The sequence below is a fragment of the Agromyces sp. NBRC 114283 genome, assembly GCF_030268405.1.
In the GTDB taxonomy this organism is placed as follows: domain Bacteria; phylum Actinomycetota; class Actinomycetes; order Actinomycetales; family Microbacteriaceae; genus Agromyces; species Agromyces mediolanus.
The window spans coordinates 1,765,366-1,778,221 of record NZ_BSQP01000001.1; the positions used below are offsets into that span (position 1 = coordinate 1,765,366).

General features: G+C 72.1%; 15 protein-coding genes. 9 read left to right on the plus strand and 6 right to left on the minus strand.

Annotated elements, in window-relative coordinates; all coding sequences use genetic code 11:
- Positions 1-15 precede the first annotated feature (15 nt).
- Positions 16-633, minus strand: coding sequence for a 3'-5' exonuclease (locus QSJ60_RS08545; RefSeq protein ID WP_285463305.1), 618 nt, complete (start codon positions 631-633; stop codon positions 16-18).
- 66 nt (positions 634-699) lie between these two features.
- Between QSJ60_RS08545 and QSJ60_RS08550 the strand changes: the two genes are divergently transcribed.
- The 5 genes from QSJ60_RS08550 (at position 700) to QSJ60_RS08570 (ending at position 5,079) form a co-directional block, all read left to right on the plus strand.
- Positions 700-1,449: a class I SAM-dependent methyltransferase gene (locus tag QSJ60_RS08550; protein WP_285463306.1), complete on the plus strand. Its 750-nt coding sequence runs from the start codon at positions 700-702 to the stop codon at positions 1,447-1,449.
- Positions 1,450-1,514: 65 nt separating this feature from the next.
- Complete coding sequence (gene ychF, locus QSJ60_RS08555) at positions 1,515-2,588, plus strand: redox-regulated ATPase YchF (RefSeq protein WP_285463307.1); 1,074 nt, start codon at positions 1,515-1,517, stop codon at positions 2,586-2,588.
- 39 nt (positions 2,589-2,627) lie between these two features.
- Complete coding sequence (locus QSJ60_RS08560) at positions 2,628-3,698, plus strand: serine hydrolase domain-containing protein (protein WP_285463308.1); 1,071 nt, start codon at positions 2,628-2,630, stop codon at positions 3,696-3,698.
- Positions 3,695-4,324: a pentapeptide repeat-containing protein gene (locus QSJ60_RS08565; protein WP_285463309.1), complete on the plus strand. Its 630-nt coding sequence runs from the start codon at positions 3,695-3,697 to the stop codon at positions 4,322-4,324. Before QSJ60_RS08560 ends, QSJ60_RS08565 begins: the two co-directional genes overlap by 4 nt.
- A gap of 200 nt (positions 4,325-4,524) precedes the next feature.
- Positions 4,525-5,079 (plus strand): hypothetical protein, encoded by a 555-nt coding sequence (locus QSJ60_RS08570; protein WP_285463310.1) that lies wholly within the window; start codon positions 4,525-4,527, stop codon positions 5,077-5,079.
- Between the two features lie 67 nt (positions 5,080-5,146).
- Here the strand turns inward: QSJ60_RS08570 and QSJ60_RS08575 are convergent, their stop codons facing one another.
- The 3 genes from QSJ60_RS08575 to QSJ60_RS08585 form a co-directional block, all read right to left on the minus strand.
- Positions 5,147-6,136: a cation efflux transmembrane domain-containing protein gene (locus QSJ60_RS08575; protein ID WP_285463311.1), complete on the minus strand. Its 990-nt coding sequence runs from the start codon at positions 6,134-6,136 to the stop codon at positions 5,147-5,149.
- A complete protein-coding gene (locus QSJ60_RS08580) occupies positions 6,133-6,645 on the minus strand; it encodes a transglycosylase SLT domain-containing protein (RefSeq protein WP_285463312.1) in 513 nt (170 codons plus the stop codon). The genes QSJ60_RS08575 and QSJ60_RS08580 overlap by 4 nt, the downstream gene beginning before the upstream one ends.
- A 76-nt stretch (positions 6,646-6,721) precedes the next feature.
- Complete coding sequence (locus QSJ60_RS08585; RefSeq protein WP_285463313.1) at positions 6,722-7,330, minus strand: CGNR zinc finger domain-containing protein; 609 nt, start codon at positions 7,328-7,330, stop codon at positions 6,722-6,724.
- Positions 7,331-7,396: 66 nt separating this feature from the next.
- On the opposite strand from QSJ60_RS08585, the gene QSJ60_RS08590 reads away from it, so the two are divergent.
- Entirely contained in the window at positions 7,397-8,638 is a 1,242-nt protein-coding gene (locus QSJ60_RS08590) for an MFS transporter (protein WP_285463314.1), read from the plus strand.
- Positions 8,639-8,641: 3 nt separating this feature from the next.
- On the opposite strand, the gene QSJ60_RS08595 is transcribed toward QSJ60_RS08590, so the two are convergent.
- Complete coding sequence (locus QSJ60_RS08595; protein ID WP_285463315.1) at positions 8,642-9,217, minus strand: 1-acyl-sn-glycerol-3-phosphate acyltransferase; 576 nt, start codon at positions 9,215-9,217, stop codon at positions 8,642-8,644.
- A gap of 62 nt (positions 9,218-9,279) precedes the next feature.
- Entirely contained in the window at positions 9,280-9,795 is a 516-nt protein-coding gene (locus tag QSJ60_RS08600; protein ID WP_285463316.1) for a hypothetical protein, read from the minus strand.
- A 139-nt stretch (positions 9,796-9,934) separates the two neighbouring features.
- Here QSJ60_RS08600 and QSJ60_RS08605 point away from each other — a divergent pair, with 139 nt between their 5' ends.
- The 3 genes from QSJ60_RS08605 (at position 9,935) to QSJ60_RS08615 (ending at position 12,817) form a co-directional block, all read left to right on the plus strand.
- Positions 9,935-10,486: an RNA polymerase sigma factor gene (locus tag QSJ60_RS08605; RefSeq protein WP_285463317.1), complete on the plus strand. Its 552-nt coding sequence runs from the start codon at positions 9,935-9,937 to the stop codon at positions 10,484-10,486.
- A gap of 137 nt (positions 10,487-10,623) precedes the next feature.
- Positions 10,624-11,922, plus strand: coding sequence for a hypothetical protein (locus tag QSJ60_RS08610; protein WP_285463318.1), 1,299 nt, complete (start codon positions 10,624-10,626; stop codon positions 11,920-11,922).
- A gap of 55 nt (positions 11,923-11,977) precedes the next feature.
- Positions 11,978-12,817: a DNA-formamidopyrimidine glycosylase family protein gene (locus QSJ60_RS08615; RefSeq protein ID WP_285463319.1), complete on the plus strand. Its 840-nt coding sequence runs from the start codon at positions 11,978-11,980 to the stop codon at positions 12,815-12,817.
- Positions 12,818-12,856: the final 39 nt, after the last annotated feature.

A 12,856-nucleotide genomic window follows, 5' to 3' on the forward strand; every position in this document is an offset into this window, starting at 1 on the left:
ACCAGCCGAGTGCGCCTACTGCAGGGCCATCGGCCCGTGCGCGGCCTCGCGGGCCTTGACCGCGCGGGCGCCGAGCGCACCGACGCGCACGCCCGTGACGTGGGCGAGTCGCTCGAGGTCGTCGGCCTCGTGACGCTTGGCGGCGTGCGCGACGATCGCGGCGCACGCCTCGGCGTCGTCGAGCGCGTTGTGGTGCGAGAAGTCTTCGAAGCCCGCCGCCATCGCGGCGACCGGGAGCCGGTAGGAGTCGAGGTGGTAGGTCTTGCGGGCCACCTGCAGGCTGCACAGGTAGCGGTGGTCGGGAACGGGCAGTTCGAGCACCCCGCAGCTCTTCTCGATCACGCCCATGTCGAAGCCCGCGTTGTGCGCGACGAGCCAGTCGGCGCCGGCGAACTCGCGGAACTCGGCGAGTCGATCGCCCCAGCCCGGCGCCTCGGCGACCATCTCGGGCGTGATGCCGTGGATGCGCACGTTCCACTCCATGAACTCGTCGTGCGGGAACGGCGGGCGCAGCAGCCAGTACTCGCGCTCGACGACGCGGCCGTCGCGTACCTTCACCATGCCGATCGAACAGGCGGAGGCTCCAGAGGAGTTCGCGGTCTCGAAGTCGATGGCGGTGAAGTCCACTGGCATGCGGGCATCGTCGCACGCGCCTCCGACGGTTGACGGATGCCTCGCCGCGGGCGTGGAATGGGAGGCATGAATCCGGGGGATGCCGAGACGCAGCGGCACGCGAGGTCGTTCGGCGACGCGGCATCCGTCTATCAGGCGGCCCGTCCCGGCTACCCGGCCGAGGCGGTCGCCTGGCTGATCGGCGACGCCGCCCGGGTGCTCGACCTCGGCGCGGGCACCGGCAAGCTCACCCAGGCCCTCGTCGCGCTCGACCGCGAGGTGATCGCGGTCGACCCGGTCGAGGAGATGCTCGAAGAACTGGAGGTCGCGGTGCCCGGCGTGCCGCGCATCCTCGGTACGGCCGAGGACATCCCGCTCGAAGACGGCTCGGTCGACGCGGTCGTCGCCGGTCAGGCGTGGCACTGGTTCATCCCGTCCCGCGCGGTGCCGGAGATCGCGCGCGTGCTGCGGCCGGGCGGCGTGCTGGGCCTCGTCTGGAACAGCCGCGACACGAGCGTCGGCTGGCTCAAGGAGGCCGGCGAGATCATGCACGAGCGGCACGACGCGAGCGCGAGCTTCGAGCAGTACGTGCAGATCGGCCCGCCGTTCGGCCCGATCGAGGAGCACACCGTGGAGTGGACCGCCCGGATGAGCCGCGCCGGATTCCTCGACCTCGTGCGCTCCCGCTCCTACTTCATCACCTCGAGCCCCGGCGCCCAGCGGGACACGATCGCCCAGCTGGAGCGGCTGTTCGCGCGGCATCCCGACCTCGCCGGCGGCGACGAGCTCGACGTGCCGTACCGCACCCGCTGCTTCCGCGCCCGCCTCGACGACTGATCCTCACGCCGGGCCGGCGAAGCCCGGCCGGGCGGAACGGCGCGGCACCGGTACGATAGAGCCCCGTGGCTCTCACTATCGGCATCGTCGGCCTGCCCAACGTCGGCAAGTCCACCCTCTTCAACGCCCTCACCAAGAACCAGGTGCTCGCGGCGAACTACCCGTTCGCGACGATCGAGCCGAACGTGGGCGTCGTGAACCTGCCCGACCCGAGGCTCGAGACGCTCGCCGGCATCTTCGGCTCGGAGCGCATCCTGCCGGCCGCAGTGTCCTTCGTCGACATCGCCGGCATCGTGCGCGGGGCGAGCGAGGGCGAGGGCCTCGGCAACAAGTTCCTTGCCAACATCCGCGAGGCCGACGCGATCGCACAGGTCGTCCGGGGCTTCACCGACGGCGACGTCGTGCACGTCGACGGCAAGGTCGACCCCAAGTCCGACATGGAGACGATCAACACCGAGCTGATCCTCGCCGACCTCGAAACCCTTGAGCGGGCCATCACCCGCTACGAGAAGGAGGTCAAGGGCAAGAAGCTCGACCCCTCCGTGCTCGCGACGGCCAAGGAGGCCCAGGAGGCGCTGCAGGCCGGCACCCCGCTCTCGGCGACGAAGATCGACCTCGAGCCCGTGAAGGAGCTCGGGCTGCTCACCGCGAAGCCCTTCATCTACGTCTTCAACGTCGACGAGGGCGTGCTGACGGATGCCGCGCGCAAGGCCGAGCTCGCCGCGCTCGTGGCGCCGGCGGAGGCGGTCTTCCTCGACGCGAAGATCGAGTCCGAGCTCATCGACCTCGACCCCGAGGACGCGGCGGAGCTGCTCGCCTCGACCGGCCAGGAGGAGTCAGGCCTCGACCAGCTCGCCCGCGTCGGCTTCGACACGCTCGGTCTGCAGACCTACCTCACCGCGGGCCCCAAGGAGTCGCGCGCCTGGACCATCCACAAGGGCTGGAAGGCGCCGCAGGCGGCGGGCGTCATCCACACCGACTTCGAGCGCGGCTTCATCAAGGCCGAGGTCATCTCCTTCGCCGACCTCGTCGACGCCGGCTCGGTCGCCGAGGCCCGCGCGCGCGGCAAGGCGCGCATGGAGGGCAAGGACTACGTCATGCAGGACGGCGACGTCGTGGAGTTCCGCTTCAACGTCTGAGCAGTGCGCGTGCACCGCGCAATCCGGGGGGATCGAACGATGAACGGTGACAGGCCGACGTGGGCCGGGGCCGGTGCGATCGACGCGGCCGTCCGCGGCTCGCATTTCTCCGGAGTCGTGACGGTCGACGTCGCCGGGGCTCGAGTGTTCGAAGCGGTCGCAGGCGACGCGAATCGGGCGTACGGCGTGGCGAACACCGTCGGGACGAGCTTCGCGGTCGCGAGCGGGAGCAAGGCCTTCACCGCCCTCGCCGTCATGCGCCTCGCTGAGGCGGGGCTTGTCGAACTCGACGCCCCCGTCCGGGACTGGCTCGGCGACGAGCTGCCCCTGATCGCTGACGGGGTCACCCTTCGTCACCTGCTCGGGCATCGTTCGGGAATCGGCGACTACCTCGACGAGTCGGAGGACCTCGCGGCGTCGGACTACGTCCTGGATGTCCCGGTCCATACGCTGACGACGGCGGAGGCCTTCCTCCCCGTACTTGCGGGTCGCCCCCAGTTGGCCGAGCCCGATACCGGCTTCGCGTACTCGAACTCCGGCTTCGTCGTCCTCGCGCTCGTGATCGAGCGGGCGACCGGCGAGGCCTTCCACGATGCGGTGCAGCGGCTCGTGTTCGACCCCGCGGGCTTGCGCGACACCGCGTATCTGCGGCTCGACGAACTGCCCAGCCACGCGGCGGTCGGGTATCTCTTCGACCACGGCGACCGCGCGAACACCCTGCACCTGCCGGTGCGGGGCAACGGCGACGGCGGTGCCTTCACGACCGCGGCCGAGCTGCACCGCTTCTGGACCGCGTTGTTCGAGGGCCGCATCGTGTCGGCTGCGGCCGTCGAGGAGATGACGACGCCTCGTTCGGAGGTCCCGGAGGAGGGCCTGCGCTACGGACTGGGCTTCTGGCTCCATCCGAGCGGCGACGCCGTGCTCATCGAGGGCGCGGACGCCGGAGTGTCCTTCCGCAGCACGCACGATCCGGCGACGCGGACGACGGTGAGCGTGCTCGGCAACACGAGCGACGGTGCGTGGCCGGTGATCGGGGCCGCGGCCGAGGCGCTCGACGCCGCGGCGGGCCGCTCGGCTCCCGTGCAGGACGACACGGCGATCGGCGCATGACGCCGGCGGCGACGCGCCGATTGCGCGAGCGGTGGACGCCCGAGCTCACGAGCGCGTTCGAGCGTGAGCTCGTCGTCGCCTCGCAGCGCCCCGGGGCCGCGTTCCCGGCGTCCCCGTTCGGAACGACTGCCGCGGGTCGCGTCGATCTGCGCGGCGCGCGGCTGACGACCCCGATCCGGCACCTCGGCGCAGCGGGCATCGACCTGTCGGACGTCGTCTTCGCCGATGGCGCGTCGGTGATCGAGTCGGAACTGGAGGACTGCGTCCTCGACCGGATCGATATGCGGGGCGTGTTCGTCAGGCGACGCTTCGTGAACTGCAGCTTCGTCGGGGCGAAGCTCACCGGCGCTCGCCTGGGCGGGTACTTCGAGGGCTGCGATTTCTCCGTCGCCACGTTGTCGCGCACCGTCGCCTCGGGCGTGCGCTTCGAACGCTGCAGCTTCACCGGCGCGAGCCTGCGGGACGTGATGTGGACGACGCGCTGCGTCTTCGACCACTGCGAGTTCGAGGGCGTGGGCTCGTTCACCGGCTCTGTCGCCGGCAGTGTGTTCGTCGGCCCGACGCCGCCCGACCTCGGCGGATGCATCGTCGATCACGTGCAGTACGAAGGCGGATCCCCAGTCTGAGCTGCTTGCTCGGCCGCCGCGGTTCGCGTTCGGGATTCCATCCGCGAGCGGCTTCCTGGTCATGCGCGCGCAGTTCACCGCCGGGATTTATCGGGGAGTTTGCCGAAGGGCTCGGCCATGGCGGGCTCCACCTCTCTGGTGCCTGGACTACTCTGGATACCAAGAATGCTCTCCGCCCCCGGCAGAAAGGCCCCCGTTCCATGCGCAGAACCGCACTCCTCGCCCCCGCTTGCCTCGCAGCGCTGGTCCTCGCCGGCTGCTCCAGTGCACCGACCGAGGCGAGCATCGGGGAGCGGCTCGAGGTGGGGGTGCGTCAGGCCGAGGTCGACGCCACCGCTGCGGTCACCGTCACCGAGGTGTCCTCGATGTCGGTCGCCGAGGCGAAGGATGAATTGCAGCTCCCCGAGGCGTATGACGACGGCACGGTCTTCCTGGTCCGGTTCGATGCAGCGCTGCTGAAGGGCGAGTACCCCGAAGACAGCATCTACGGCTTCGGGGCCGAGAACTGGGCGGCCGCGGGCAAGGACGACGTCGATGTCGTCACGATCAACGCTCGACCGGATGTGGAGGTCGACGGCTGCGCGGTGTTCTCCACCGATGACGCGATGGACTTCGCTTCCGGGGTCGAGGTCTCCTCCTGCGTCCTCTTCGCCAGTGAGCGCGCAGACGCGGCGATCGAGTCGGTCGTCTACGGTCAGAAGTCCATCAGCCGTCGCGGCTCCGGAAACGGCTGGAGCTGGGCCGTCAACGGCTGAGGCGCGCTGAGTCGGGTGGGATCCCGCGGCCCCGTGCCCGGGGGTTGACGCTCGACGCTCGCCGAACTCAGGCGCCGAGCGCGCGATCGGCCTCGCTCGGCAGCTTTTCGACCGGCACCACCACGACGTCCTGCACCTTCCAGTCGAGCCGGGCGATGCCTTTCGAGGCCGCGGAGAGCGTCTCCGTGCGCACTCTGGCGCGTCGCGGCACGACGAACGCCTCGACGTGGAAGACCTGCCCCTCGTCGCGCAGCCGCACGCCGGCGTCCAGCACCCAGGGCAGGCCTCGCAGGTACCGGGTGATCTCGCCCGCGAGCGGATGCGGCTGCTTGTCGTCATAGCTGCGCGCACGCTGGTCCATGAGGTCGATGACCGCGCCCTTGGTGTTGCGCACGCCGTCCCAGACGATCCCGATCGAGATGAAGAGCGCGGCGGCGCCGTCGAGCCACCAGATGCCGAGCCCGATGCCGAGCACGCCGACGATGGACGCCGCGTTCGTCTGCCAGTCGGCTTTCGCCATGTCGGCGTCGGCGTAGAGCAGCTTGTTGTGCAGCACCGGCGCGAGCTTCGCCTTCGCCGGGCCGTAGATGAACACGGGGCCGACGACGACGATCACCATCACGGCGATCATGAGCCAGCCGAGCCAGACCGCCTGGCCGAACAGCTGAACGGTGCCGATCGTGGGATGCTCGGCGGCGATGAGGCCGGTCACGGCCTCGACGGCGAGGTTGAGGCCCACGGCGAGCAGCGCGATGCCGGCGACGAGGTGGCCCACGCCCATCGCGCGGTGCAGGCCGTAGGGATGCTTCACCGTCGGCCGCCGGCGCACGAAGATGACCGCGGTGAGGAACGCGAGCTGGGGGAGGAGCGACAGCATGTCCTCGATCCAGGCGGTGCGCATCGCCTGCGATCCGCCGACGACGAAGGCGACGACGGTGATCGTGATCGAGGTGTATACGATCGTGAACAGCTCCCAGCGGATCGCCTTCTTGAGCGCGATCCGCTGCGTCTCCGGCAGGTCGGTGCGGCCGAACTGCGCACTGCTCGGCCGGGTCATCCGCCGACCTCCTCGTCGAGGGAGCGCTCCAATGCCGAGAGGAACGCGTTCTCGCCCATCGGCACGAGCAGCACGAGGCTGCGTCCGTCGGCGTGCTCGATGTCCCGGTATCCGCGCGTGAGGCCCGCCCGCTCGATCCACGGGGTCTGGTCGGTGAACCCGCCGATCACCAGGTCGAGCTCGCCGTCCTCCAGCGCGGTGACGAGCGTCTCCTCGCTGCCGACCCGCCACGTCACCCGTGCGTCGATGGTGTCGGCGAAGCCGCGGACGAGCTCGGGGAGCGGCCCCTCGGGGCTCGGTCCCGCTGTCTCGACGAGTCCCGGCTCCTCGACGGCCCCGACGCGGAGCTCACCGCCGCTGACCCGGTCGAGCGTGCCGTCCGGGTCGCTCGGCACCTGCATGCCGCACGCGGCGAGGGAGAGGGCGGCGAGGCAGGCGACGACGCCCAGCAGGAGCCGTCTCGCCGTACGACCGCCGGGTGACTGCACACCGTTCACGGAGCTTCGCACCCGCCCATCATCGCCGAGCGGGGGTGCCGGCCGCAGCTGCTTGACGAGCCGGTGCGCGATCTGCCATGGGCGGAGGTCAGGCCCGCGACGCCGCCTCGCGCCGGACTCGTTCGGCGTGGGCGCGCACGCGGTTGCGATTGCCGCAATCGGCGGAGCTGCACCACCGGCGGTTGTGCTGGCGGGAGGTGTCGAGGAAGACCCAGCCGCAGTGCCGGTCCTCGCAGCGATGGAAGGCCGAGAGCGCGGGGGAGGCGAAGAGCCGGGCGAACTCGAGCGCGAGCAGGTGCCGCGGGGTGCCGAGCTCCAGCGTGCGCGGGTGCCGGGCCCAGGTGCCGTCCGCGCTGCGCTCGAGGCGGCTCGCCGCGTGCGCGAGTGGCAGCTCCCGCTCGAGTGCGACGGGCGAGCTCGCCTCGCCGGTGAGCGCGGCGTAGCTGTCGTCGCGGAGCGCCAGGATGCCGGTGTGCTCGGCCGCCGCGGCCGAGGGATCGGCGTCGGCGAGTTCGGCGAGGCGCTCGGCCGCAGTCGGGGTGAGCAGCTCGACGCGCTCGAGCCAGGCGAGCACGTGCGAGTAGCTTCGCAGGCGCTCACCGCGGCGCTCGGGGTCGAGCCGCCAGTCCACGGTGTTGCAGAAGTCGAGCGCGACATCGCCGCCGATTCGGGAGACGGCGAGTTCCGGCATCCGCATCGCGCGCTCCTCTCTCCCTCTGCTACGTTCTTGCTAATGATCATAACCTTGATAGGGAGTTAGCGGATGCCGAAGCGCTCCGGCTTCGCCGCCCTCTGGGCCTCGCAGGCGACGTCCAACACCGCCGACGGCATCCTCGCCGCGGCCGCGCCCCTGCTCGTGGCCTCGCTCACCCGCGACCCCGTGATCGTGGCGGGGATGACCGTCGTGCAGTTCCTGCCCTGGCTCGTGTTCACGCTGCCCGCCGGCGCCCTCACCGACCGGATGGACCGGCGCACGCTCCTCGTCGCCGGCAACCTCCTCCGAGCGCTCGGCTTCGCCCTGCTCGCCACCTCGGTCGCGGTCGGCTGGCAGAACGTGTGGCTCCTCTATACCGCCGTCTTCGTAGCCGGCACCGCGGAGACGATCGTCGACAACGCCGCGCTGACGGTGCCGCCGCGGCTCGTGCCGCGGGCGCAGCTCGAACGCGCGAACGGGCGCCTCTTCGCGACCCAATCGGTCGTGAACACCTTCGTCGGGCCGCCGATCGGCTCGATGCTCATGGCGGTGGCGGCGACGCTCGCGTTCTTCACGAGCGCCGGCCTCTTCGCCGTCGCGGCGGCGGCCGCGCTGCTGCTGCCGCAGCTCCGGCCGGCGGCACACAGGACGCACGCCACCGACGCCGAGACGGACGGTCCGCCGCCCAGGCCGAGCTCCATGGCCGCCGACATCGCGGCGGGATGGGGGCACTTCTGGCGGCATCGGCTGCTGCGCCGGGTCGCGCTCATCTCGGCATCCTTCAACTTCTTCGGCACCGCCACCGGGGCGATCCTCGTGCTGCTCGCGACCGGGCCGCTCGGGGTGCCGGAGGCCTGGTACGGCCTGTTCATCGCGGTTCCCGCGGCGGGCGCCATCCTCGGCTCGCTCGTCGCGGAGCGCGTCATCCCGCGGATCGGCGGCGGGCCCGTGATGTGGGCCGCCGCGCTCGTGCCGGCGGCGAGTTTCGCCGTGCTCGGCCTGAGCGCGAATCTCGTGCTCGTGCTGGTCGGCATGTTCCTCGCGGCCGTCGCGACGGCGTGCAACCAGATCGTCGTTTCGACCCTGCGCCAGGCGGCGGTGCCGGACGCGCTGCTCGGGCGGGTGACCGCCGCGTACCGGCTGATCGTGCTCGGCGCCGTCCCGTTTGGCGGTCTCGCCGGCGGACTGCTCGCGTCCGCGTTCGGGCTGCAGCCGACCTTCGTGATCGCGGCCGTCGGACTCGCGCTCGCCGCCGTGCTGCTCATGCCCGGCGTGACGAGCGAGGCGCTCCGCCGGGCCGAACTCGGCTGAGGGTCAGCGCAGCGCGAGCTCCTCGCGGAGCCGCGGCTCGACGCGGTGCTCGGGGCGGAGCCCCGCCTTGTCGGCGTAGAACGCGCGGATGCGGTCCATGTCGGCGCCGAGATCGTCGCCGAGCGCGAAGGTCGGCCCGAGTCCGGTGGTCATCGTGGTGCGGTCGACGAAGCCGAGGGTCACCGGCATCCCCGTCGCCCTGGCGATGCGGGCGAAGCCGGACTTCCAGTACTCGTGCGGCCCGCGCGTGCCGTCGGGCGTCACGACGAGGCCGAACACCTTGCCGGCCCGCACCTCGGCGACGACCTCGTCGACGACGCGGGCGGGATCGGCGCGGTCCACCGGGATGCCGCCGAGGCGCCGCATGATCGGGCCGCGCCAGCCGCTGAAGAGACTCTTCTTGCCGAGCCAGCGCACGTCGATGCCGAGCCGCCAAGCGATGGCGAGCATGAGCACGAAGTCCCAGTTCGAGGTGTGCGGGGCACCGATCAGCACGGTCGGCTGCGCGGGCGCGGGCGACCCGGTGAGCGTCCACCGGCTGCAGGCCCAGTAGACACGGGAGGCGAGTCGTCGAAGCATCCACCAACGGTACGTGGGCCGGTATGCCCGCCCGCGCATACGGTCTGCTCCGCCGGCCCGCGCTACGACTCGCGGGAGTCCGCGAGCTCCGGGAAGAGCGCGCGAACGAGCGGATGTCTCGGGCCGCCCGGCTCGGCCAGCTCGGTGAGCAGCGCCTCGAAGTCGTCGGCGACGACGCTCGTCTCCTCGAACTCCGGCCCGCCGCCGTGCACGATCCGGCCGTCCGAGCGGATGGCGAGGTACTCGTAGTCGCCACCCACCGAGAGGAGCACCGGGAGATGCCCGGCCCAGAATGCGGCGACGGCGGCGGTCTGATCGGGGTCGACGGCGGCGTCGAGGCTGAGCTTCTCGAACTCGTTCCAGGCGAACGCGGAGTCGGCCGTGCCGCGGTAGTCCTCGACCGAGAGGAACCAGACGGTGTCGTCCGCGTTGGCGAGCCGGCTGAACGCGACGGTCCAGGCGCCGAAGGCGGCGGGGAAGCCGAGGAGCGAGCTGGGGACCGGGCGCTGCTCGTCGAGCGGCGGCTCGAAGCCCCATCCCGCTCGGCGCAGGGCGGTGATCGTCGTGGTGAAGTCCATCGCCGTCGACGATACCGGCGCGGCCCCGCCGCGTCCGTCGCGAATCCGCGATGTCGTGCAAGACTCTCGCCGGAGGCGACACAGACAGGGCGTGAAGCGTGTGAGCACCGACGAGATCGCCCCGGACGAAGGGGAGCCCATGCCCGAGGACTCGGAGGGACGCGCCGAGCCCGACGCTTCGGCGAGTGCGCCCGAACCACTCGACGAGCGCGGCTGGTTCGAGGGCGTCGTCCGCGAGTACGCCGGAGCCCTCGTCCGCTACTTCGCTCGCCGCGGTCCCCGCCAGGATGCGGAGGACCTCGCGGCCGAGGTGTTCGCGACCGCCTGGCGTCGACGGGCCGACATCCCCCGCGAGGCCGTGCTGCCGTGGCTGTATCGCACGGCGGGCTTCACGCTCGCGAACCACCGGCGAAAGCTCGTCGACCTGCCGGTCGAGACCGTGCCGGAGCGGGGGACCAGCGCGGTCGCCGAAGATCCGGAGCTGAGCCTGCTCTTCGACGCCGAACTCCGTGGCGCGCTCGAGAGCGTCGGCGAGCGGGATCGGCGCATCCTCCTGCTCCACGCCTGGGAAGGGCTCGACGGAGCGGAGCTGGCGGCGGTGCTCGGCATCAGCCGTTCCGGCGCGGACGCCGCGCTCTCCCGCGCCCGGGCGCGGCTCCGTGAGGCCTGGGGCGAGCGGCTGGCGTTCTGACCCCCTGCCGCCGGCTCCGGTGCCCGAGCCGCCGGACCGGGCCGCGAGCCGGCATATCCCGAGCGCTGCAAGCTCCGGCGCCCCCACGACATATCCCAGATGACGGCGGCCCCGGCCCCGCAAGGAGAGGCGAAGACATGAACGACGAGACGCACGACGAACAGGACCCGATGGCGCGGCTGCGTGGCGCAGACCCGGCCGCCGGGCTCGAGCCGCGAGCCGGCTTCGCCGAGGAGACCGCCGCGCAGGCGATGGCCGCGACGGCCGCCCCGGTCGCCGAACTCGGCAGTGCGCGGGCGAAGCGGCGGCTGCGCTGGTTGCCGATCGCCGCGGTCGCCGCGTCGATGCTCGTGCTCGGCGGCGGCGCCGGCTACGCGGTGGCGGCGCTCGGCGGCGACAATGGCAGCACGCTCGCAGGGGCGCCCCCGATCTCGCTCCCGAACAGTCAGGGCGGAGCGCAGAACGGTGCACCGCTCCAGCCCGGCGCCGGTCAGCCCGAGATGGCGCAGGACAAGGCGATGGCGGGAACCGGGGCGAGCGCCCTCATGATGCCGTGGGGCTGGGGACGCAACCACTTCACCTCCTCCGGATTGTCGACGGAGGCGGGTCGCGCAGCGGGCTACGGCTACGACCCCGGCGCGGCCGCAGACCCCGCGACGATCGGCGCGCTCGCGGCCTCGCTCGGGATCGACGGCGAACCGGTGCTGAAGGACGGCTCCTGGACGGTCGGAGCGCAGGACGGCACGGCCCCCTCTCTCTGGGTCAATCTGGACGGGACACTGAGCTTCTGGTACTCCGACCCGGCGATCTCGCCGTGGAACTGCCCGGCCGACGCCGCGTGCGAGCCGAGCGGCGCGCTGCCGAGCGAGGACGCCGCGATCGACGCACTGCGCTCGATCATCACCGCGAGTGGGCGGGACGCCTCGTCGTTCGCCTTCGGCTCTGAGACCTGGGAAGGCGCGGTCACCCGGACGGCGCAGGCCTGGCCGATCGTCGACGGGCAGCGGCTCGACCAGGGCTGGACGCTCGAGCTGGCCGAAGATGGGATCGTCTCGGTGTCGGGCGGTCTCGCCCCGATCATCGGGCTCGGCGAGTACCCGGTGGTGAGCGCGGACGAGGCGTTCGGCCGCCTCTCCGACCCGCGCTTCGGCGCGCAGCGCACCGGCGTCGTCGACGTGCTGCGAGCCGACGCGGCCACGGAGAGCGAGACCTGGGTGCCGCCGACCGCTCCGCCCGCGACGCCCGCGCAGGGCGCCGCGGTCGCCTGGCCCGTCACCGAGGTACGCATCGTCGACGCCCGCCTCGGGCTCGCGAGCCAGTGGCAGCCGGACGGCAGCGTGGTCGTCGTCCCCGCCTACGAGTTCACCGACGCCGACGGCGGCACCTGGTCGGTGATCGCCGTCGCCGAGGAGTCGCTCGACTTCGGCGCGGAGTGACCCGGTGGGCCACCCCTCGCGTGACGCCGTCGGCGGGACGTGAGAGGGTGGCCCCATGCCGGAGTCGCCAGAGGTGCAGGCGCTCGTCGAGGAGCTGGGCGAGCGCATCGTCGGCCGCGTCGTCCGCGAGGTCGACGTGCTCGAGTTCCGGGCCGTGAAGACCCGGCCGCGACCGCCGGCGGACCTCGTCGGCGCGCGGGTCGCCAGCGTCGCCCGACATGGCAAGCACGTCGATCTCCGCTTCGACGACGGCCGGCATCTCGTCGTCTCGCTCGGCCGGCACGGCTGGGCGCGCTGGGGCGGGGCGGATGCCGCGGCCGATGCGCCCCCGGTCCTGTTCACGATCGGCTTCGACGAGGGGCCGGCGCTCGAACTCACCGACGCCGGGGGCTGGGTGTCGCTCGGCCTGTCGGTGGTCGACGATCCGGCGGAGGTTTCCGCGATCGCGAAGCTCGGGCCGGACCCGGCAGCTCCCGGGTACTCGCGCGACGACTTCGACCGGGCGTTCGCCGGCCGGCGCAAGCAGACGAAGGCCGTGCTGCAGGAGCAGGAGTCGATCGCGGGCATCGGCAATGCCTATTCCGACGAGATCCTCTTGCGAGCCAGACGCTCGCCGGTGGCGCACGCGGCGAGCCTGTCAGGCGCGGAGCTCGACGCCCTGTTCGAGGCGACGGTGGGCGAGATCACCGAGGCCATCGCGGCGCGGCGGGGCATCCCGATCGGCGGGCTCAAGGCCGCCAAGGTCGCCGCGATGCGGGTCCACGGCCGAACGGGGCAGCCGTGCCCGGAGTGCGGCGGCACCATCCGGGACTTCGCCTTCGCGAGCACCGTCGGCCAGTACTGCCCGAGCTGTCAGACGGGCGGCGAGCTGCTGCCGGAGCCGTCCCAGCGCTGAGGCGCTGCGCCGACCGGTTTGCCTCGGCGGCCCGCGATC